The 20,676-nt window shown below is 72.7% G+C and carries 16 protein-coding genes and 1 riboswitch; of the genes, 9 read left to right on the top strand and 7 right to left on the bottom strand.

Translation table 11 applies throughout. The features are described 5' to 3' along the window. Nucleotides 1-108 precede the first annotated feature (108 nt). Nucleotides 109-1,377, bottom strand: a complete 1,269-nt coding sequence (gene thrC, locus ACQP00_RS02335) for a threonine synthase (protein ID WP_433213638.1) — start codon at nucleotides 1,375-1,377, stop codon at nucleotides 109-111. Between the two features lie 14 nt (nucleotides 1,378-1,391). Then, nucleotides 1,392-1,532, bottom strand: a riboswitch (SAM riboswitch). A 97-nt stretch (nucleotides 1,533-1,629) separates the two neighbouring features. Here thrC and ACQP00_RS02330 point away from each other — a divergent pair. Then, the gene (locus tag ACQP00_RS02330) at nucleotides 1,630-2,556 is read left to right on the top strand and encodes a glucosyl-3-phosphoglycerate synthase (RefSeq protein ID WP_433213635.1); all 927 of its coding nucleotides are present in this window, start codon (nucleotides 1,630-1,632) and stop codon (nucleotides 2,554-2,556) included. Here ACQP00_RS02330 and ACQP00_RS02325 read toward each other — a convergent pair. Genes ACQP00_RS02325 through ACQP00_RS02315 form a run of 3 tightly spaced genes read right to left on the bottom strand, consistent with a single transcriptional unit; the run spans nucleotide 2,535 to nucleotide 6,635 of the window. Then, on the bottom strand, nucleotides 2,535-3,020 hold the full coding sequence (locus ACQP00_RS02325) for a hypothetical protein (protein WP_433213632.1): 486 nt from the start codon (nucleotides 3,018-3,020) through the stop codon (nucleotides 2,535-2,537). The two genes, ACQP00_RS02330 and ACQP00_RS02325, sit on opposite strands and share 22 nt — an antisense overlap. A 43-nt stretch (nucleotides 3,021-3,063) precedes the next feature. Beyond that, nucleotides 3,064-3,939, bottom strand: coding sequence for an ABC transporter permease (locus ACQP00_RS02320; protein ID WP_433213629.1), 876 nt, complete (start codon nucleotides 3,937-3,939; stop codon nucleotides 3,064-3,066). Continuing rightward, nucleotides 3,936-6,635, bottom strand: a complete 2,700-nt coding sequence (locus tag ACQP00_RS02315; protein WP_433213626.1) for an alpha/beta fold hydrolase — start codon at nucleotides 6,633-6,635, stop codon at nucleotides 3,936-3,938. The genes ACQP00_RS02320 and ACQP00_RS02315 overlap by 4 nt, the downstream gene beginning before the upstream one ends. A 77-nt stretch (nucleotides 6,636-6,712) precedes the next feature. Between ACQP00_RS02315 and ACQP00_RS02310 the strand changes: the two genes are divergently transcribed. After that, nucleotides 6,713-9,040 carry an AAA family ATPase gene (locus tag ACQP00_RS02310; protein WP_433213623.1) on the top strand — a complete coding sequence of 776 codons (2,328 nt, stop codon included), beginning with the start codon at nucleotides 6,713-6,715 and terminating at the stop codon, nucleotides 9,038-9,040. Nucleotides 9,041-9,183: 143 nt separating this feature from the next. Here the strand turns inward: ACQP00_RS02310 and ACQP00_RS02305 are convergent, their stop codons facing one another. After that, the gene (locus ACQP00_RS02305) at nucleotides 9,184-10,242 is read right to left on the bottom strand and encodes a hypothetical protein (RefSeq protein ID WP_433213620.1); all 1,059 of its coding nucleotides are present in this window, start codon (nucleotides 10,240-10,242) and stop codon (nucleotides 9,184-9,186) included. A 143-nt stretch (nucleotides 10,243-10,385) separates the two neighbouring features. Here ACQP00_RS02305 and ACQP00_RS02300 point away from each other — a divergent pair, with 143 nt between their 5' ends. From ACQP00_RS02300 to ACQP00_RS02290, 3 genes are all read left to right on the top strand, one after another. Further along, on the top strand, nucleotides 10,386-12,203 hold the full coding sequence (locus tag ACQP00_RS02300; protein ID WP_433213617.1) for a potassium channel family protein: 1,818 nt from the start codon (nucleotides 10,386-10,388) through the stop codon (nucleotides 12,201-12,203). Nucleotides 12,204-12,315: 112 nt separating this feature from the next. Beyond that, on the top strand, nucleotides 12,316-13,566 hold the full coding sequence (locus tag ACQP00_RS02295; protein WP_433213614.1) for a trypsin-like serine peptidase: 1,251 nt from the start codon (nucleotides 12,316-12,318) through the stop codon (nucleotides 13,564-13,566). 65 nt (nucleotides 13,567-13,631) lie between these two features. After that, on the top strand, nucleotides 13,632-14,345 hold the full coding sequence (locus tag ACQP00_RS02290; protein ID WP_433213611.1) for a phosphatase PAP2 family protein: 714 nt from the start codon (nucleotides 13,632-13,634) through the stop codon (nucleotides 14,343-14,345). Here ACQP00_RS02290 and nagA read toward each other — a convergent pair. Next, on the bottom strand, nucleotides 14,309-15,418 hold the full coding sequence (nagA, locus tag ACQP00_RS02285; RefSeq protein WP_433213608.1) for an N-acetylglucosamine-6-phosphate deacetylase: 1,110 nt from the start codon (nucleotides 15,416-15,418) through the stop codon (nucleotides 14,309-14,311). The two genes, ACQP00_RS02290 and nagA, sit on opposite strands and share 37 nt — an antisense overlap. Next, entirely contained in the window at nucleotides 15,415-16,350 is a 936-nt protein-coding gene (locus ACQP00_RS02280) for an ROK family protein (RefSeq protein ID WP_433213605.1), read from the bottom strand. The genes nagA and ACQP00_RS02280 overlap by 4 nt, the downstream gene beginning before the upstream one ends. Nucleotides 16,351-16,536: 186 nt before the next feature. Between ACQP00_RS02280 and ACQP00_RS02275 the strand changes: the two genes are divergently transcribed. From ACQP00_RS02275 to ACQP00_RS02260, 4 genes are all read left to right on the top strand, one after another. After that, complete coding sequence (locus ACQP00_RS02275; protein ID WP_433213602.1) at nucleotides 16,537-17,322, top strand: DeoR/GlpR family DNA-binding transcription regulator; 786 nt, start codon at nucleotides 16,537-16,539, stop codon at nucleotides 17,320-17,322. A 310-nt stretch (nucleotides 17,323-17,632) separates the two neighbouring features. Further along, on the top strand, nucleotides 17,633-19,105 hold the full coding sequence (locus ACQP00_RS02270; RefSeq protein ID WP_433223634.1) for an NF041680 family putative transposase: 1,473 nt from the start codon (nucleotides 17,633-17,635) through the stop codon (nucleotides 19,103-19,105). 17 nt (nucleotides 19,106-19,122) lie between these two features. Then, nucleotides 19,123-19,629 carry a SigE family RNA polymerase sigma factor gene (locus ACQP00_RS02265; RefSeq protein ID WP_433213599.1) on the top strand — a complete coding sequence of 169 codons (507 nt, stop codon included), beginning with the start codon at nucleotides 19,123-19,125 and terminating at the stop codon, nucleotides 19,627-19,629. Then, nucleotides 19,622-20,623: a hypothetical protein gene (locus ACQP00_RS02260; protein ID WP_433213596.1), complete on the top strand. Its 1,002-nt coding sequence runs from the start codon at nucleotides 19,622-19,624 to the stop codon at nucleotides 20,621-20,623. The genes ACQP00_RS02265 and ACQP00_RS02260 overlap by 8 nt, the downstream gene beginning before the upstream one ends. Nucleotides 20,624-20,676 lie beyond the last annotated feature (53 nt).

Raw genomic sequence — 20,676 nt, 5'->3', positions numbered from 1 at the left:
GGTTACGCACCGTGCCGATCTTCTCCCCCACTCGGACGAGGGGACCCTCGTCCGAGCATGGAAGCGCTCTCAGCCGATCAACGCTGCGTGATCGTGCCGCTCAAAAAATCATCCGAGCAGGCCGGCTTCGCGAGCCGACTTGAGCGAGGGCTTGACAGTGTGGGTCGGACCGACCCGGTCGGCCACCGCATCGAGGGTCTTGAGCCCGTCGCCGGTGTTGAAGATGACCGTCTCGACGTTCGGGTCGAGCTTGCCCGACTCGACCAGCTTCTTGAGTACCGCCGTGGTCACCCCGCCGGCGGTCTCGGCGTACACCCCGGCCGTACGGGCGAGCAGCTGGATGCCCTCGCGGATCTCGTCGTCGCCGACGTACTCCATCCACCCGCCGGTGCGCCGGACCGACTCCAGCGCGTAGACCCCGGCCGCCGGGTCGCCGATGTTCAGCGACTTGGCGATGCCGGTCGGCTTCACCGGGGTGATTTCGTCGGTACCGTCGTGCAGCGCCTTCGCGATCGGGTTGCACCCGGCCGACTGGGCGCCGAACACCTTCCACTCGGTCGCGGGGACGAGCCCGATCTCGACCAGCTCGGTGAACGCCTTGTCGATCTTGGTCAACAGCTCGCCGCTGGCCATCGGGATGACCACCTGGGCCGGGATGCGCCAGCCGAGCTGCTCGGCCACCTCGTACCCGAGGGTCTTGGAGCCCTCGGCGTAGAACGGCCGGACGTTGACGTTGACGAACGCGGTGTCCTCGAACTCGTCGGTCTCGGTGAGCTCCGAGCAGAGCCGGTTGACCTCGTCGTAGGAGCCCTCGATGGCGACCACCTGCCCGCCGTACACCGCGGTCATGACGATCTTGCCGGGCTCCAGGTCGGCCGGGATGAACACGGTCGACGGGACGCCGGCCCGGGCGGCGTGGGCGGCCACGGAGTTGGCGAGGTTGCCGGTGGAGGCGCAGGAGTACCGCGTGAAGCCCAGCGCCTTGGCCGCGGTCAGCGCCACCGAGACGACCCGGTCCTTGAAGGAGTGGGTCGGGTTGGCCGAGTCGTCCTTGACGTACAGCGGCGCCGTGAACCCGAGCTCCTTGCCCAACCCGTCGGCCTTCACCAGCGGGGTGAGGCCCGGGTCGAGGGTCACGCGGGTCGCCGGGTCGACCCCGACCGGCAGCAGCGGCGCGTACCGCCAGATGTTCTTGGGCCCCGCCTCGATCTGCTCCCGGGTCACCGTGGCCAGCGCCGCAGCGTCGTAGCCGACCTCGAGCGGGCCGAAACACTCGTAACAGGCGTGCTGGGCCGCGAGCGGGAACGTCGCGCCGCAGCCGCGGCAGACGAGGTTGCGGGCCGGGGAATCGGTGAAGACGCTGAGCGTCGAGGTCATGGCGGAGGGCCTTCCTCTCATCTTCCCCAAGCACACGGGCGTGCACCGGGACGGATTTGGCACCTACCGCGACGGACCTCTTCGTTGAGCAAAGAACGTCGCAGGGGTTGCCGGGGCTTCATCGGGCCGTATCCCTCTGCCCCTCTGGATGAGGTATTCAGTTGTCACGTGGTGCTTTCCCGAGTGTAAGGGCCGCCACCGCCGACCGGGTATGAGTCATCTCACGAGGTGGGCACGGCTAGCGTTTCACTCATGCACCCGATGGCGGCGGACTGGTTCGCGCGGCGCACCTCCCGCTGGACCGACTGGCCGGTCGACGAGGTGCTCGCGGCGAAGGGCGACACCCGGGTCAGCGTGGTGCTGCCGGCGCTGGACGAGGAGCCCACCGTCGGCGAGATCGTGGCCGGGGTGCGCACCCTGGGCCCGCTCGTCGACGAGCTGATCGTGGTCGACTCCGGCTCGGTCGACCGCACCGCCGAGGTCGCCGCGGCCGCGGGCGCCACCGTGCACCACCGCGACGACATCCTCCCGGCCGTCGGCTCCCGGCCGGGCAAGGGCGAGGTGCTGTGGAAGGCGCTGGCGGTGACCAAGGGCGACATCCTCGTGTACGTCGACGCCGACCTCACCGACTTCCGCCCGCACTTCGTCACCGGGCTGCTGGGGCCGCTCCTGGCCGACCCGGCGACGCTGATGGTCAAGGCGTTCTACGACCGGCCGCTGCTCGACGTCTCGGCGGCGGGCGGCGGCCGGGTCACCGAACTGGCCGCCCGCCCGCTGCTCAACGCCCACTTCCCGGAGCTGTCGGGGGTGGTCCAGCCGCTGGCCGGCGAGTACGCGGCCCGCCGCTCCCTGCTCGAGTCCCTGCCGTTCGCGGCCGGCTACGGGGTCGAGACCGGCCTGCTCATCGACGCCTGGCGGGCCCACGGCCTCGACGCGGTCGCGCAGGTCGACCTGGGCCAGCGCACGCACGGCCATCAGGACACGGCCGCCCTGGGGCGGATGGCCGCCACGATCCTGCAGACGATCAACGCCCGCGTCTCCCCCAGCCACTCGCTCTGGCCGACGCTGACGCAGTTCGAGCGACAGGATTCCGCCGTGGTACCGCACGAGACAGCGGTCGCCCACCCCGACCGGCCGCCGATGCGCTCGGTCCCCGGCTACACGGACTCTTCCGCGTAGGCCGCGGGCACGAACCGCCACAGCTGGACGGTCGCGACCCCGGCGCCGAGGATCGCCACGGCGAGCGCGGCCCACTCGGCGGCCAGCAGCCACAGCGGGGTGTCGATGATGGCCACCGGGTCCTCGCCGGTGAACGAGCCGATCGCGATCACCACGGCGACCAGCAGCATCAGGACCAGCAGCAGGACCGACGTGAGCCGCAGCACCCAGCCGCCGGTGCGCCCGCCGAGCCGGGCCAGGAGCACGCTGCCGGCCGCCACCACGGCGCCGAACGCGCTGGCGATCGCCCCGAGCAGGGTGAAGATCTTCGCGGTCTGCGCCTCGACCGGGCCCCGCGTCAGGTTCGAGCTCTGCGCGAAGTGCGTCCACTCGTACAGGTGGAGCTGGTCGTAGTACAGCCCGGCCGCGAGGGCGGCGAGCCCGGCGGCCAGGACGCACGCGCCCCCGAGGGCGGAGATCCGCATGGACGGGCACCCTACCCGCCGGTAGGGGCCCGTCCAACTGAGGTCAGCTGACGACGTCCTTGCGCAGGAAGCGCCACCAGGCCAGCGAGAAGAACACGGTGGCGTAGGTCAGGGACGCGATCGCGCCCTTGACCAGGTCATCGGTCTGCATCGGGCTGGACAGCAGGCCGAGCCAGGCGTCGGCGTAGTGGGTCGGCAGGACCGTGCGCAAGTTCCCGAGCGCGGTGATCTGATCGAGGATGTTCGACAGGATCTGCAGCAGCACCGCCCCGCCGACCGCGCCGAGCGGGGCGTCCGTCGACACCGACAGCAGGAAGGCCAGCGAGGCGACGACGAGCAGGGTGATGCAGAGGTACCCCACGATCTCCGCCAACCGCACCAGGCTCGTCCCGGCCGGGATCTCACCCCCGATCGGGGCGCTCAGCGGCGACCAGCCGTAGCGCAGCGTGCCGGCGACCAGCGCCGTCACCACCAGCGTCACGATGGCGGCCAGGCTGTAGAGCAGCGAGACGGCCAGCTTGATGGCCAGCAGGCGGGAGCGGGGCACGGGCATCGCCAGGAGGTACCGCAGACTCCCCCAGCTCGCCTCGGACGCCACCGTGTCGCCGTGGAACAGCGCGACCACCACGACGAGCAGGAACCCGGCCGAGACCAGCAGGGTGAACAGGGTGAAGTTGGGCCCGCCGCTGGTCGCCAGGTCGGACAGGCGGGAGAACTCGCCGCCCCCGCCGCCCTCGTCGTCGCCGCCGTTGCTGTCGAGCTGGAACGCGGTGAGGATGATCAGCGGCAGCAGCACCATGAAGGCCAGCGCCATCTGCGTGCGCCGCCGGGAGCCCTGCCGCTTGATCTCCGTCCACAGCGAGAGGGTCCGGTTGGGGCGGTAGCCGACGGCCCCGCCGACGACCTCGGTCGTGGTCACGATCGCTCTCCGCTCGCCTTGGTGTCCCCGCCCACCAGGGACAGGAACGCGTCCTCCAGCCGCCGCCGCGGCGTGACCCGGTCGATGCCGACCCCGGCCCGCACCAGCGCCGCCACCACCTCGGCCCGCGGCGTGCCGTCGATGTCGACGACCAGGCCGCGCCCGCCGGACCAGGCCACCGAGCGGACGCCCGCGAGCTCGCCCAGCACCTTCTCCGCCTCGTCCACATCGGACACATCGAGCTGCACCGTCGGCGAGTCGCCCACGATGTCGTCGACCGGGCCGGCCGCGACCACCTCGCCGCGGTGCATGACCACGACGTCGGTGCAGGTCTGCTCCACCTCGGCGAGCAGGTGGCTGGAGACCAGCACGGCCCGGCCGCCGGTGGCGTAACGCCGCAGCACCTTGCGCATCTCGGCGATCTGCGGCGGGTCGAGCCCGTCCGTCGGCTCGTCGAGCACCAGCAGGTCCGGCAGGCCGAGCATGGCCTGGGCGATCGCGAGGCGCTGGCGCATGCCGTGGCTGTAGGTCTTCACCCGCCGGTGCACCGCGCCGCCGAGACCCGCGATCTCGTACGCCTCTTCGAGGTGCGCGTCCTCCGCCGGTCGGCCGGTGGCCTGCCAGTACAGCTCCAGGTTCTGCGCCCCGGTCAGGTGGGGCAGGAAGCCGGGCCCCTCGACCAGCGAGCCGACCCGGGACAGCACGGGCGAGCCGGGCAGCAGCCGGTGGCCGAAGACCAGGATCTCGCCCGCCGTGGGCCGGGTCAGCCCCATGAGGACCCGCAGCGAGGTGGTCTTGCCCGCCCCGTTCGGCCCGAGCAGGCCGACCACCTGTCCACGCTGGACGGTGAAGTCCACTTTGGACACCGCCACGAAGTCCTTGTACTCCTTGCGCAGCCCGCGCACCACCAGCGGGGTGTCCACGTGCTCCGTCGCGACGCTGCGGTCGATGCGCCGGGCGCGGCCGCGGGCCACGAGCAGGGCCACCGCGAGCGCGATGACGAGCAGCGCGAGGAGGGCGATCAGGACGTACCGCCAGATGACCTCGGGGTTGGCGATCGGCGTGCCGGCGATGGCGGGCAGCGTGACCGCCCCGTCGACGGCGACCGTGTAGACGGCCGGGTCCGGCGGCGACCAGTAGGCGGTGTCGGCGGTCGCCACGGTGATCCCGACCCGGCTGCCGGCCTCGAAGCGGTGCACGATCGCGGGCAGGACGACGGTCATCGGTACCGCATCCGCGATGTTCTTGGCCAGGCCGGTCAGCTTGATCGGGGCGATCAGCCCGTCCGGGATCGACGGCGCGCCCTTGGCCGGAATGTCGTAGAGCTTGACGAACAGGGTCGCCTCGCCGGTCGGGGAGGCGGCCCGGATCTGGACCCGGGGCGAGCCGGCCGTGTCCAGCGCGGCCGGCAGCGGCTCGGAGACGAAGTCCGCGTGCTGGCCCGGAATCTCCTGGGAGATCCCGTCGCCCAGCCCGCTGGAGCCGAGCAGGCTGGACAGCCCGGCGATCGGCAGCGACGAGATCGCGGCCGGGTTGCCGTCCGGCGGGTTGGCGATCGGCTGGGCCGGCCCGCGCAGGCCGACGGTCGCCCCGGCGTTGGTGAGCCCGGGGTACTCGTCGATCTTCGAGGCGGTGGTGACCAGGCCGCGGCCCTGGGCGTTGAGGCCGGAGACGCGCGAGTAGGTGAAGCTGTCGGCCGGCGCCGCCCCGTTGCCCTTGACGTAGTGGTCCAGCCACTGCCCGGTCAGCAGGCGCAGCCGGTCGACCTCGGACTGCGGGCCGGTGCCGCCGTCGTGCCCGCCCGTGAACCAGGCGACCCGCACCGGGGTGCCGGTGGCCGCGATGCCCCGGGCGTTGGCGTCGCCCTCGCTGAGCGGGAACAGGGTGTCGACCTGGCCCTGGATCAGCAGCGTCGGTGCCTTGATCCTGTCCAGCACCTCGGACGGCGAGGACCGGCGCAGCAGCGCCTCCTGGGCCGGGGTGGCCTTGCCGGTGGTGGCGATGTCGAGGTACGCGCGGCAGATGTCGGCCGCGAACCGCCCGCACTGCGGATTGCGCGGGTCCTCGGTGGAGCCGAAGAACTGGCCGGCCCACTGCTTCTTGAACACCCCGCCGGGCAGGAAGACGTTGACCAGGTCGTTCCAGGTGATCATGGGCACGATCGCGTCGACCCGGCTGTCCTGGGCGGCCAGCAGCAGCGAGAGCGCGCCGCCGTAGGAGCCGCCGACCGCGGCGACCTTGGGGTCATCGCCGGACTTGGCGATCTCCGGGCGCGCGGCGAGCCAGTCGAGCAGCCGCTGGGCGTCCTTGACCTCCCAGTCCGGGCTGTCCAGGTGAATCTCGCCGGTGGAGCGGCCGAACCCCTGGGCGGTCCACGTGAGGACGGCGTAGCCCTGCTCGGCGTACAACTCGGCATCGCTCTTGACGCTCTGTTTGGTCCCGCCGAAGCCGTGCGCGAGCAGGATCGCCGGCACCGGGTCGCTCGCGCTCGCCGACTTGGGCAGGTAGAGCGTCGTGTCGAGGGTGACCTCGTCGGCGTCGGCCGGGCCGGTGCGGACGGTGAGCATCTGGTCGGTCGCGCGGTAGTGCTTCGGCGCGGGCGCCGCGGCCCACGCCACCAGCCCCGCGACGAGCACGATCGCGACGGCACCGGCGATGATCTGGCGCCGGGTGAGGCTCGGCAGGCGAATCCGCATTGACCAAACGTACGCACTTGATGTTGCGGCTTGACGAAAGACTCAGCCCCTTCACAGCAACAGTTACGCTCGAACGCGTGTCGGCGACCTTGACGCTCACTGCCAGCCTCCGCCCGGCCGCGCTCGACGCCCGCCGCGGCGTCGTGCGCCTGCACCCGGAGGTGCTCACCGCCCTCGGCCTGCGCCCGGGCGATCCCATCACGCTCACCGGGCGGCGCACCTCGGCCGGCATCGTCGCGGTGGCCGAGCCCACGGCCAGCCGCGCCCTGCTGTACGCCGACGACCTGCTGCTGGGCAACCTCGGCCTGCGCAACGGCGGCCAGGTCACCGTCCAGGCCGCCCCGCTGCGGGCGGCGGGCAACGTCACGCTCTCCGGCCCGGCCGAGATCATGGCGGCCGTCTCGCCCGAGATGCTGCGCCTGGCGCTGCTGGGCAAGGTGGTCACGGTCGGCGACAACGTGTCACTGCTGCCCCAGGACGTGTCGCTGGGCACGCTGTCCGTTTCCGCGCCGGCGGTGCACATGGTCGACCGCGGCCTGGTCGAGGCGGCCCGGCGGAGCCTGTCCAACACGGTCGGGTACGCGTGGACGAGCGCCCTGCTCACCGTGGAGTCCGCCGACCCCGAGGCGGCCGCGCTGGTCACCATGGACACCGCGGTCGGCTGGCTGCACGGGCAGGCCACCCACGCCCCCGGCGGTGTGATGGCCGGGCCCGGCTCCGTGCCGACGGCGACCCCGGCCGCGGCGACCGTGATCTCAACGGTGGCCGGGGCCCAAACGACGGCCCGAACGACGGCCCAGCCGGCCGCCCCGGCGGTGCCGCCACCCACCCTCGACGACCTCCCCGGCCTGCGGGCCCAGGCCGAACAGCTGATCGAACTGCTGGACCTCGGCTTCCACCACGGCGAGGTGCTGGCCAAGCTGGGGACGAGCGTTTCCTTGGGGGTACTGGTCACCGGCCCGGCCGGCTCCGGCAAGTCGGCGCTCGTGCACGCGGTCGCGGCCGAGGTGGAGGCCCAGGTGGTGGCCCTGTGGGCGCCCGAGATCGCGGCGCTGACCAACAACGACGCGGCCGGGCGGCTGCGCAGGGCGGCCGACGAGATGCGCGCCGCAGACGGGAATGAGCATCGCCCGGCGATCCTGCTCATCTCCGACGTCGATGCGCTGGTCCCCCGCGACCAGCCGGGCCCGCTGTCGACGGTCTTCCGCCAGCTGCTCGGCGAGCTGATCCGCGAGGGCGAGGCGGTCGTGTGCACCACCAGCCGCCCCGAGTCGGTCGATCCGGCCCTGCACTCCCCCGACCTGCTCGCCCACGAGATCTCGCTGCCGCTGCCCGACGCCGCGCTGCGCAAGGAACAGCTCGCGGTGCTGACCCGGGGCATGCCGCTGGCCGATGACGTGAAGCTGGACGACGTGGCCGCGCGGACACCGGGCTTCGTCGCCGCCGACCTGGGCGCGCTGGCCCGGGAGGCCGGCGTGCGGGCCGCGCTCCGGCACCGCCGGGAGGCCGAGACCCCGCAGGTCCTGATGGCCGACTTCGAGGCCGCGCTGGAGGTCGTGCGCCCGACGTCGATGGCCGAGAGCTCGCTCGAACTGGCCAAGGTGACCCTGGACGACGTGGGCGACATGGTCGAGGTGAAGCAGACGCTGACCGAGTCGGTGCTGTGGCCGCTGTCGTACCCCGACGCCTTCTCCCGCCTGGGCGTGGACCCGCCGCGCGGCGTGCTGCTCTACGGCCCGCCCGGCTGCGGCAAGACCTTCCTGGTGAAGGCGATCGCCGGCACCGGCAAGGCGAACGTGCTCTCGGTCAAGGGCGCCGAGCTGCTCTCGAAGTGGGTCGGCGAGTCCGAGCGGGCGGTGCGGGAGCTGTTCCGCCGGGCCCGCGAGGCCGCGCCGACGCTGGTCTTCCTGGACGAGGTGGACGCGCTGGCCCCGACCCGCGGCCAGGCCACCGACGGCGGGACCACGGACCGCGTGGTGGCCGCGCTGCTGACCGAGCTCGACGGGGTGGAGTCGCTGCGCAACGTCGTGGTCATCGGCGCGACGAACCGCCCGGACCTGGTGGACCCGGCGCTGTTGCGGCCGGGGCGGCTGGAGCGGCTGGTGTTCGTACCGCCGCCGGACGCCGACGCCCGCGCCGAGATCCTGCGCGCGGCGGCCAAGTCGGTGCCGCTCGCCCCGGACGTCGACCTGCCCGCGCTGGCCGCCTCGCTGGACCGCTTCTCGGCGGCGGACTGCGCGGCCCTGGTGCGCGAGTCGGCCCTGGCCGCGATGCGGGAGTCGCTGGACGCCACGCAGGTGACCGCCGAGCACGTGGAGCTGGCCCGCTCCCGGGTCCGGCCCTCGCTCGACCCGACCCAGGTCGAATGGCTGGCGAACTACGCGGAACAGCAGAAAGTGCGCTGACCTCACCGAAACGCCGCCGGTTCACGACGCACGGCGCGGCGGCGCGACGCACGGCCGGCCCACGCCGGAAACGCGGGAGGCCGGACGCTCAGCGCCCGGCCCCGCGAGAAGCGGCTGGGTTCAGCCGCGTACAACAACCGTGATCAGCCGACGATGCCGCTGAAGAACGGCATGACGCCCTGGGCGATGCCGCCGACGGCGGGCAGGCCCGTGACCAGCGGCAGCGCCTCGGTCTGGGCGTGACGGGGAGCGTAGGCGTCCGACTCCGCGTGGCGCGGGGCGTAGGCCGCCGACTCGGTGACCAGCGGCAGGTTGCTCGCCGCCTGGGGCAGGGCGCCCGTGGTGGGCACGAGCCGGCTCGCCACCGCGCTGGTGCTCACGCCCGGGGTCGGGCCGACGCCGCCGATGACCGGCACGCCCGTCACCGAGTCGTTCTTGAGGACGTCGCTGCCGCCCAGCGGGAGGTCACCGACGAGCGGAAGGCCGCCCGCCTCGGTCGCGCCGCGGCGGGCGCCCGGCATGCCGCCGCCGACCGGGATGCCGACGTTGTCGACCGGGTTGAGGGTGCCGCGCACCGGCAGGCCGCCGCCGTTGAGCAGGGGCAGGCTGCCGACGAGGGGCAGGCCTCCGCCGCCGGCCAGGGGCAGGGCCTCGGTCTTGGGCTGCTTGGCCTTGCGCGGGGACGGCTTCGCCGTGCCCGGGAACGCGGAGGAGGTGTCCGCGATCGAGGCGCCCTGCAGCGTGTCGGTGCCGGGCAGGCCGCTCACCGGCAGGCCGAGCTGTGACAAATCGGTCAAGCCGCCCACGAGCGGAAGCCCCGAGAGCGCGTCCTCGGTCTGCGCCACCGACGGCGCGTGGCCGGCGCTGGGCAACACGTTGCCGGCGACGGCGTCGGTCGGCAGGGCCGGCAGGTTGGGCAGGCGGCTGGACGTGGTGCGGGGCAGGCCCAGCGCGTCCGTCGGCACGAGGCTCGTCAGCGGCAGCCCCGGCAGGGCGCTCGGGACGGCCTGGCGGTTGACCCGGTTCTGGCCCAGCGAGGTCGTCGTGGACGACTCGGTGGTGGTCTCGATCCGGTCGCTGTGCGCGGTCAGCTGCAGCGCCTGGTTGTTCGGGCCGCCCGCGGGCGAGAACAGGTCGTCCAGCTGGCCGGGTGCCAGCGCGGTGTCATCGGCGTGCGCGGCGCCGGCGCCGAGCAGCAACATGCCGCCCGCGATACCGACGGTCCCTACCGTCCGGCGAAGCCACGTGTTCATCCTCGAAAACCCATCTGGTCGACAATGCGATTCGAGTGGCCCAACGAGGTCACGGGTCTTCGGAAACTGGTGATCTTCGCTAGGATCGCCCGGTGACGTCCGAGTCGTGGCTGATGCGGCGGCTTCGGGGGAACCTTCCACGCGTTCAGGCGATCACCCGTCCGTGGACGATCGAACCCGCCGCGGGAGCCGAGCGGCACGTCGTGCACGCGCCGGCCAAGCGGGTCGTGGTGTGCGGCGACGACGCCCTCGCGCACCGGCTCGTCGGCGAGCTGCTCCAGCAGTACGACGTGCACGTCACCGCGATCCTGCCCAGCGTGAAGCGCCGGCACGGGCCCGACATCGCCAAGCTGCTGGCCGAGCACGGCGGCCGGGTCGTCGAGGCCGAGCGCTTCGACACCGAGTCGTTCGAGCGGGCCGGGCTGGCCGGGGCCGACGCGCTCGCCCTGGTCAAGCAGGACGACATCGGCAACCTCGACGCGGCCCTGCAGGCCCAGGAGCTCAACCCGCGCATCCGGCTGGTGATCCGGATGTTCAACCTGCGGCTGGGGCACAGCGTGCGGCGCAACTTCGCCGACGTCCGGGTGCTCTCCGACGCCCAGATGGCCGCGCCCGCGTTCGTGTCCGAGGCGCTCGGCGAGGTCGCGCCGGTGCACGTCCGGGTGGCCCAGCGCACGCTCTTCGTGGCCCGCCGCACCGAGGTCCGGCCCGACGACATCGTCTGCGGGCTGGCCCGGGACGACGCCGAGCTCCTGCCCAAAGACGATGCCGATCTTGTACTGGCGGTGGCCACCGGCGAGCGCGCGGCCACGGTCATCGAGCGCGGCGACCGCCCCGACCGGACCCGGGCCGCCCGCGACGGCCGGCTCCGCCGCTGGTGGCGCCGCCAGCTGCACAGCCCGCTGCGCACGCTGCGCGGCCTGGTCAGCCGCAAGCTGTGGGCGACCGCGCTGGTGCTGCTGGCCATGCTGGTCGCCGGCACCTGGGTCATCGCCCACTACAAGCACATCAGCTGGTGGAACGCCGCGTACGTCACGCTGCTCGCCGAGCTCACCGGGGCCAGCCCGGAGCTCGAGTCGCACTGGCAGGAGAAGCTGGTCACCACCATGCTCGGCCTGGTCAACGTGGCCCTGATCCCGGTGATCACGGCGGCGGTGGTCGAGGCGGTCGTCAACGCCCGGCTGGCCATCGCGCTCGGCCGGCTGCGCGAGCCGGTCTCCGGGCACGTGGTCGTGGTCGGGCTGGGCAACGTCGGCACCCGGGTCATGCACTCGTTCGTCGACCTCGGCGTGCCCGTGGTGGTGATCGATCGCAACGAGAACGCGCGCGGCGCCGAGGCGGCCCGGACCCGCGGGGTGCCGTTCATCGTCGGCGACGCCAGCAACGTGGAGACGCTGCGGGCCGCGTCCGTGGACACCTGCCGGGCGCTGGTCGTGGTCTCCACCGACGACCAGGCCAACCTCGAGGCCGCCCTGGAGGGCCGCGCGCTCAAGCCGGATCTGCGGGTCATCCTGCGGCTCTTCGACGGCCGGTTCGCCGACCGCGTGCAGCGCGCGTTCGGCGTGACCGCTTCGCGGAGCGTCTCGTACCTCGCCGCCCCCGCCTTCGCCGCCGCCCTGCTGGAGCGGGAGGTCATCGGCACCATCCCGGTCGGCCGCCGGGTGCTGCTGCTGGCCGAGGTGCCGATCGTGGCCGGTTCGCGGCTGGACGGGCGGCCGGTCGACGCGGCCCAGGACATCGGCGAGGTGCGGGTGCTGGCGGTGGCCACGGACGAGGAGCGCCAGACGGTGTGGGCCCCGCCCGCCGCGTACGTGCTGAAGGCGGGCGACCTGCTCACGGTGGTGACCACCCGGCTGGGCCTCGGTGGCCTTCTGGCTCATACCGGCGGGACGGTCGACGGATACCGGTGAGAATCCGATCCCTCGGCCGGGGATGCGTCGTTGAATGGGCGGATCGCCCGAATCACCCCTAACTATCCGAAGCGGGCGTTCCCTTCTTGCGAACCCATGGAAGGACGCGCTCATGCGGCGTAGGTCGTTGCTGGTGGCCGGGGTCTGTGCCCTGCTGGGAATCACCGGGGCGGGGGTCGCCGTGGCGTCCTCGGACCCGGCGCAGCCCCCGAGAGCGCCGGCCGCCGCGGCCGCGGCCCCGAAGCTCCGGCTGTTCCACGACGTGTCGGGCCTCGAGGAGCCGGGCGCTCAGCAGGCCGGCGTCCTGGAGTCGGTGACCGGCGGGAGCATCGAGCGGGCGGCCAGCCGCACGTTCTCCTACCCCGGCGCCGACTACGTGAAGGTGCACTTCTCGCGGCTCGCGCTCGACGACGGCGACAAGGTCATCGTGAGCGATGCGAGTGGGTCGGAGCACTACGAGTACACCGGCGGGGATCTGAACCAGTCCGACAACTGGACCATGTCGGTGACTGGGGACCGCGCGGTGGTCCGGGTCGAGAAGGCCGGCAAGGACGTGTTCGGCCTGCGCTCGCGGCTGGCGGGCCTGGGTGTCACGGTCGACCGGATCGCCCGCGGCCAGACCGCGACCGAGCGTTCCAAGGCCGACGCCGATCGGAAGGCCGCCCTGGCCGCCGCGCCGCACGAGGAGAGCATCTGCGGCCGCAGCAACGAGACCGAGAACGCGGCCTGCTACAAGTCGTCGGACCCGGTCGCGTACGCCAACGCCAAGCCGGTCGCGCGGCTGCTCATCAACGGCGTCGAGCTGTGCACGGCCTGGCGGGTCGGCACCCAGAACCGGATGCTGACCAACCACCACTGCTTCACCACCACCCGCGAGGCGCGCAGCACCGAGGTGTGGTTCAACTACGAGTGCGCCAGCTGCGACGGCGGCTCGACCCTGCGCCCGACCAAGGTCATGGGTGACCAGGTCCTCGCGACCGACGACATCCTCGACTACACGCTGTTCAGCGTGAAGAACTTCGCGCAGATCCAGCAGTTCGGCTACCTGGAGATCGACGACCGGGCCCCGGTGCGCGGCGAGGAGCTGTACATCCCGCAGCACCCGCGCGGCGCCCCGACCGTCATCACCACCGAGGACAGCACCGAGCGCAGCGGCAACTGCGCGGTGAGCCAGCCGTCCTACGACGGCTACGCGGCGAACACCGACATGTCGTACTACTGCGACACCGACGGCGGCTCGTCCGGCTCGCCGGTCATCTCGCGCCGCACCAACAAGGTGATCGCGCTGCACCACTTCGGCGGCTGCCCCAACTCGGGCGTGCGCATCGACCGGATCGCGGATCAGCTGCGCAACCTGATGTAGCGATCCGGTGTGCGAAGGGCCCGGGCGACCGGGCCCTTTCGCATGTTCGGGTACGGTTTTCTGTCGTGCGCATCGAACTCAGACCCGTCCGCCCGTCCGGCTGGTGGCTCGACGCGCTGCTGGTCGCGGGCTTCGTGCTGATCACGGTCCTGCTCGCCGCGAAGACGCCGGTGCTGAGCCTGGACCTGGCCGTGCGGGACTTCGTCGACGCGCACCGGCCCGGCTGGGCCGACACCACGCTGCGGGTGTTCAACAAGCTCGGCCAGGGCGGGCAGATCCTGACCCCGCTGGCCGTGATCGTGGCGTTCTTCATGGCCCGGGCCCGCCACACGGTACGCCCGTTCCTGCTGGTCATCGGCGCGTTCGCGATCACCTACGTGACGATCGGGCCGCTGAAGATCTGGACCGACCGGGCCGCGGCCAGCGAGCACACGATCACGCACCCCGAGTGGCTGTTCCGGATCGACTCCGGGATGTCGTACCCGTCCGGGCACGTCGTCAACGCCATCGTCTGGTACGGCGTGCTGGCCACCCTGCTCACCGGCGTGCTGCGCCCCGGGCTCGTGACGGCGATCCGCTACACGATCCCGCTGGTGCTGCTGTTCACGACCACGTACCTGAGCTTCCACTGGATCACCGACGGGCTCGCCGCGCTCATGCTCGGCGTGTTCCTCGACCGGATCCTGCGGCGGGTGCCGTGGGACGCGATCCCACTGCCGTTCAAAAACTGGGACGGCGCGTTCTACGACACCCAGGAGCCGGCGCGCATCACGCGCTGAACGTTGAGGTCCTCGTCGAGCAGGACCAGGTCCGCCTGCGCGCCCTCGCGCAGTTCGCCGGCGTCGGAGAGCCCGATCGCCCGCGCGGGCGTGCCGGAGGCCATCCGCGAGGCGGCGGTCAGCGAGAGGCCCGCGCCCACGGCCCGGCGGAAGGCCCGGTCCATGGTGAGCGTGCTGCCGGCGATCGCCCCGTCGCGGGTGAGCCGGGCCACGCCGTCGGCCACCTCGACGCTCTGACCGCCCAGGTCGTAGGTGCCGTCCGGCATACCGGCGGCGGCCATCGCGTCGGTGATCAGGGCGGCGCGGGCCGGGCCGGTGACCGAGGCGGCGAAGGCCAGGGTGCCGTCGTGCAGGTGAATGCCGTCGGCAACGAACTCGCAGGTCACGCCGGCCGCGCCGAGCAGGGCGAAGACCGGGCCGGGCTCGCGGTGGTGCGGCGGGCGCATGCCGTTGAACACGTGGGTGCCGACCGTGGCGCCGGCCTCGACGCCGGCCAGCGTCTCCTCGTACGTGGCGTCGGTGTGCCCGATGGCCGCCACCACCCCGCGCTCGACCAGCAGCCGGATCGCGTCCAGGGCGCCGGGCAGCTCGGGGGCGACCGTCACCAGCCGGACCGCGCCCTCGCCCGCGTCGATGAGTGCGGTGAGCTCGTCGAGGGACGGGTGGCGCAGGTGGGCCGGGTTCTGGGCGCCGCAGCGCGCGTGGGAGAGGTACGGGCCCTCGAAGTGGATCCCGGCCAGCACGCCCTCGGCCGCGAGCGGGGCGAACGCCTTGGTGGCGCTCATCATGAGCTCCGGCGGCGAGGTGACCAGGCTGGCGAGCATCGTGGTGGTGCCGTGGCCCAGGTGGTACGCGGCCGCCGTGCGCGCTTCCTCGGCGTCGCCGGTGGTGAAGGTCGCGCCGCCGCCGCCGTGCACGTGGATGTCGACGAACCCGGGCAGCACCAACGCGGCGTCTCGGGTCTGATCGGGGCTCGTCCCGATCTCGGCGATCCGCGAACCCTCGACCCGGACGAACCCGTTGTCGATGACCCGATCGCCCGCGACGACCCGTACCCCGGACACCAGCGTCATGCGTTGTTCTCCTTCAGGTTGTCGAGCGCGAGCAGTGCGGCGCCCAGGCAGCCGGCCTCGTCGCCGAGCGCGGCCCGGGTGATCTCCGGTTCCCGGTGGAAGGTCACCCGCTCGTGGATGCCGGCGCGCAGCGGGGCCAGCAGGGCCTCGCCGGCCTCGGCCAGCCCGCCGCCGAGCACGATCACCGCCGGGTCGAACAGCGCCATGCCGGTCAGCAGGCCGTCGGCGAGGGCGTCGATCGTCTCGCGCCACACCGCGACCGCGGTCGGCTCGCCCTCGGCGGCCAGGCGCGCGACCTCCTCGGCGGTGGCCTTGCGCCCCGCCTGCTCGGAGTAGCGCCGGCCGACCGCGGACGCCGAGGCGATCGCCTCCAGGCAGCCGCGCTGGCCACAGCCGCAGGCCGGGCCGCCCGGGCGCACCACGATGTGCCCGATCTCGCCGCCGGCGCCGTGCGCACCCGTGTAGACCTGCCCGTGCACCACGTTGGCCGCGGCGATGCCGGTGCCGATCGGGATGACCAGCACATAGTCCTGGCCCCGCCCGGCCCCGAGCCGCGCCTCGGCCAGACCGCCGGCGCGCACGTCGTGGCCGAGGGCCGCGGGCAGCCCGAGCCGATCCTCCAGAAGAGCCTTCAGCGGTACGTCCCGGAAGCCCACGTTCGCGGCCCACACCGCGATGCCGTTGACCTCGTCGATGACCCCCGGCACGACCAGCCCGGCGCCCACCGGCTCCAGCCCCTTGGCGCGGGCGGTGTTCGCCAGTCCCTCGGCGATGTCCAGGATGGTGGCGATGACGGCCGCGCCGCCGCGCTCGGCCCCGGTGGGGTGGCGCTCGGCGTGCAGGACCGTGTGCAGCGCGTCGCCGTCGGCGCCGACCAGGGCGCACTTGATCCCGGTGCCCCCGACGTCGAGGGCGATCACGGTTTGCGTCATGTGCGGCTCTGTCCTCGCCCCATCTTTACTGGCAACAAAGTTTCCGGTTCGGGCATCATCGCCTACCGTCCGGCGGACTGGCAACCGTCGCCCATCCGTTCGTTCGAGCAGTTGCCTTTGCGTTTACCCGTCGTTTCGCGCATCATTGTGCACACATCTCGCACCGTACGCGCAGAGAGGGGCCGCGTGGACCGTTACGCGCGCTGGAACGCGCTCCTCGAGATCCTCACCGACAGCGGCCGGATCAGCGTGGAGGACGCCGCCGAGCGCCTCGACGTGTCGCAGGCCACCATCCGCCGCGACTTCGATCAGCTCGCCCAGCAGCAGATGATCACGCGCACCCGCGGCGGCGCGGTCGCCAACGGGGTGTCCTACGACCTCCCGCTGCGGTACAAGACGGCCAAGCACGCCCCGGAGAAGCAGCGCATCGGCGCCGCCGCGGCCGCCCTGGTCTCGCCGGGCATGGTGGTCGCGCTCAACGGCGGCACCACCACGACCGAGGTGGCCCGCGCGCTCGCGGTGCGCCCGGAGCTGACCGGCGGCGTGGACGACGCCCAGCTCACGGTGGTCACCAACGCCCTGAACATCGCCAACGAGCTGCTGGTCCGCTCCCGGATGAAGATCGTGGTCACCGGCGGCGTGGTGCGCCCGCAGTCTTTCGAGCTGGTCGGCCCGCTCGGCGGCAACATCCTGCGCGACGTCACCCTCGACATCGCCCTGCTCGGCGTGGACGCCCTGGACGTGACCCTCGGCGCGGCGGCCCACCACGAGGGCGAGGCGGCGATGAACAGCCTCATGGTCGCCCGGGCCCGCCGGGTCGTGATCATCGCGGACAGCTCGAAGCTCGGCGGGCACGCGTTCGCCCGGATCTGCCCGATCGACCGCATCGACACGCTGGTCACCGACTCCAACGCGACCCAGCAGACCTTGGATGCCTTCCGCGACGCGGGCGTCAAAATCGTCACCGCCTGACTGCACATTTCCTCGATTTCGTGCGTCTCCAAGGCCTGTTTGGTAACTGGGGTAGGTGCTGCGGCGGAGTCCAGATTTCGTCTGCGTGCGCAGCGCGGAGGCCCGGCTACCGGTGTTGTAACCGGGCCTCCGCGATGTGTGCGCAGGCGGAATCTGGGCCCGCCGCAGCCCTGCCTCAGTTACCAAACAGGCCTTAGCTTGATCTTTAACCTAGGGCCGTCTGGCATCGACCCCGGCTGATCATGGGTGCAGCCCTTGATCGATCATTCCTCTTGTCTAGGGAAGAAGATCGCATCAAAGGCTGCGGAGGATCAGTGTGCCTGATAGCGGGTGTGGTGGGGCGGGCGGGGATCTGGGCTGGTTCCGTGGGGAGTTCTACCGCTGTCTGACGGCTCGCGGGGATGCGTTGTTCGAGTTGGCGGATGCGGTGTTGTGCGCGGATGGGCCGGTGCGGTCGTTGCCGGCCTTGTCGCTGGTCGCGGAGCACCGTCGGGGGCACGGCGCGTTGTATGACGCCCTGGGTGCTGGGCGGGTCGACGTGGATCGGCTGCGGACCGCGGTGGCGTCGGTGCCGTTGCCACGCGCGGCTGACGGCCGGATCGTCCTCGCGGTGGACGTCACCTGCTGGCTGCGGCCGGAGGCGAACACCGTGCCGGAGCGGATCCTGTGTCACACCTACGGACGGGCCAAGGATCAGCACATCGGGGTGCCGGGCTGGCCCTACTCGTTCGTGGTCGCGTTGGAGAGCGGCCGCACCTCGTGGACCGCGCCGTTGGACGCGGTGCGCCTGGCGCCGGGCGCGGACCTGGCCGCGGTCACCGCCGGACAGGTTCGGGACGTCCTCACGCGGCTGATCGCCGCAGGGCACTGGCGGGCCGGTGACCCGCCGATGTGGGTCGTGATGGACGCCGGCTACGACGCTGCCCGCCTGGCCTGGCTGCTGCGGGACCTGCCGGTGCGGGTCCTGGCCCGCCTGCGGTCGGACCGGGTACTGCGCCGGCCCACCCCACCGCGGCAGCCCGGCATGCTGGGCCGGCCCCGCCGGCACGGCGGCGAGTTCATCTTCGGCGACCCGGCCAGCTGGAACGACCCCGACGTCACCACCATGACCGAGACCCGCCGCTACGGCACCGCCACCGCCCGCGCCTGGCATCGGCTGCACCCCAGGTTGACCCGCCGAGCTGCTTGGGCCGACTGCCCGGACCTGCCGATCCTGGAAGGCACCCTGATCCGCCTCGAGGTGGCTCGCTTGCCCTCCGGTGCCACCGCGAAACCGGTCTGGCTGTGGTGCTCCACCAGCATCGGCAACGACCCCACACCCGACGCGGCGATGGTGAACCTGTTATGGCAGGCGTTCCTGCGCCGGTTCGACATCGAGCACACGTTCCGGCTGTTCAAACAGACCCTCGGCTGGACCGTGCCGAAACTGCGCGACCCGGCCGCCGCCGACCGGTGGACCTGGCTGATCATCGCCGCGCACACCCAGCTCCGCCTGGCCCGCCCGATCGCCGCGGACCTACGCCGCCCATGGGAACGGCCAGCACCACCCGAACGACTCACCCCGGCCCGCGTCCGACGCGACTTCCGGCACCTCCGCGCGACGAGCACCTGTCCCGCGAACGCGCCGAAACCCACCCGGGCAGGACCCGGACGGCCCCCCGGCCAACCGAACCGGCATCCCACCCGCCGCCACGACGTCCACACCGTCACCAGCAACGAAGCCAGCAAACCGAGGCCCAGAAAGAAGAAATCGACGAATCCCCGACCACGCCGCACAGGTTAAAGACCAAGTTAGGGGCGATGGAGTTCGAGGAGTTTCTCAGCGCCCGGCTGGCGGCCCTGCTGCGGTACGCCACCGTGCTCGCCTGCGACCCGCACCTCGCCGAGGACATCGTCCAGGAGGTGCTGGCCCGGGCGCAGCCGCGCTGGGCCCGGATCAGCGCCGCGGACGTCCCCGAGGCCTACGTCAAACGCATGATCGTCAACGAGCTGGCCTCGTGGCGCCGGCGGCGGGCGGCCCGGGTCGTGCCGATGTCGCTGGCGGCGCTCGACGCGGCCGGCACGCCGCAGGCCGACCCGGCGACGGCGGTCGACGAGCGGGACGCCATGCTCCGCCGGCTCGCCGCGCTGCCGGTGCGCCAGCGGATCGTGGTCGCGCTGCGGTACTACGAGGGGCTCACCGATCCCGAGATCGCCGACCTGCTGGGCTGCCGGCCCGCGACGGTGCGCAGCCACGCCGCACGCGCCCTCGCCACCCTGCGCAGCGACCGGCCCCAGTCCCTGCTTGGAGGACGCCGTGATGGATGAAGATCGGATGCGCGCCGCGTACGAGGCCCTGGCCGCGACGGCTCCCCCGCCCGAGCGGGTCCGGGCCCGGATCGCCGGTCGGGTGCGGGTGCACCGGCAGCGCCGCGCGTTGCTCGTGGGCGCGGGCGCGATGGGCGGGGTGGCGGCCGCGACGGCGGTCGGCCTGCCGCTGCTGGGCCGGGGCGATGCCGGTGGCGGCGTGGCGGTCGCACCACCTTCGGGCTCGCCAGCGCCGTCCGTGCCGTCCGCGCCGTCCCTGTCGCCGGCACCGTCCCTGTCGCCGGCACCGTCCGGGTCCGGTGCGCCGGCCGGCGGGATTCCGCTCCGGTTGGCGCCGAGCTGGCTGCCGGCGGGGGTGACCGAGCGGTACCGGGAGGTCTCCTCGGGCTTCATCGGCGTCCGCCGCGCCTGGCTGCCCGGGGACGCCTTCCAGCCGGAGGACCACTCCGTCACGCCCGGCGTCTCGATGGCGATCGGCGAGACGCTCGACGACAACGGCGAGGGCGAACCGGTCATGATCGGGCCGTGGCCGGGCACGCTGCGGGCCGGTGACCTGACGATGGTCTCCTGGAAGCCCGACGGCATCCCGGTGTCGGTGCTGGTCGCCGATCTGCCCCAGGCCAGGGACGTCGCGCTGCGGGTCGCGCGGTCGGTCGGCGCGGACCCGGCGGTCCAGCCGGTGACCATGCGGATGCCCGCGGTACCGCAGCGGTTCGAAGGGCTGCTGACCTGGCGCGTGCATCCGCGCCCGGGCGGCTGGCTGACCTCGCTGAGCTCGATGTCCGTGGATCGCACGCGGCAGTGCATGGTGATCGCCACGACGGGAGCGGCGCCGGCGCACACGTACGCGCGGGCGCAGCGGCCGGGCGGCGTGACGCTGTGGGTGCCGGACGAGCAGGAGCCGAGTGCCAACTTCACCCGCGACGAGGCCGACCAGGTCCTGCGCGACCTGGAGTTCTCGGCGCCGGACCTCGGGTGGGCGGGTACGCGCTGACCTTGAGTGTCCACATAGTTGCGTTGCGTGCTGGGTGATCTCGCTCTTCACCC

Origin of the sequence: Dactylosporangium sp. CS-047395 (assembly GCF_050942185.1) — a bacterium.
Lineage (GTDB): Bacteria > Actinomycetota > Actinomycetes > Mycobacteriales > Micromonosporaceae > Dactylosporangium.
Note: the sequence above shows the minus strand (reverse complement) of the source record. Positions and strands in the feature narration are given on the sequence as shown.

Bases quoted from the DNA above. Each gene is read 5' to 3' on its own strand.
- thrC (WP_433213638.1), bottom strand. From the start codon at position 1,377: ATGACCTCGACGCTCAGCGTCTTCACCGATTCCCCGGCCCGCAACCTC.
- ACQP00_RS02330 (WP_433213635.1), top strand. From the start codon at position 1,630: ATGCACCCGATGGCGGCGGACTGGTTCGCGCGGCGCACCTCCCGCTGG.
- ACQP00_RS02325 (WP_433213632.1), bottom strand. From the start codon at position 3,020: ATGCGGATCTCCGCCCTCGGGGGCGCGTGCGTCCTGGCCGCCGGGCTC.
- ACQP00_RS02315 (WP_433213626.1), bottom strand. From the start codon at position 6,635: ATGCGGATTCGCCTGCCGAGCCTCACCCGGCGCCAGATCATCGCCGGT.
- ACQP00_RS02305 (WP_433213620.1), bottom strand. From the start codon at position 10,242: ATGTTGCTGCTCGGCGCCGGCGCCGCGCACGCCGATGACACCGCGCTG.
- ACQP00_RS02295 (WP_433213614.1), top strand. From the start codon at position 12,316: ATGCGGCGTAGGTCGTTGCTGGTGGCCGGGGTCTGTGCCCTGCTGGGA.
- nagA (WP_433213608.1), bottom strand. From the start codon at position 15,418: ATGACGCTGGTGTCCGGGGTACGGGTCGTCGCGGGCGATCGGGTCATC.
- ACQP00_RS02280 (WP_433213605.1), bottom strand. From the start codon at position 16,350: ATGACGCAAACCGTGATCGCCCTCGACGTCGGGGGCACCGGGATCAAG.
- ACQP00_RS02265 (WP_433213599.1), top strand. From the start codon at position 19,123: ATGGAGTTCGAGGAGTTTCTCAGCGCCCGGCTGGCGGCCCTGCTGCGG.
- ACQP00_RS02260 (WP_433213596.1), top strand. From the start codon at position 19,622: ATGGATGAAGATCGGATGCGCGCCGCGTACGAGGCCCTGGCCGCGACG.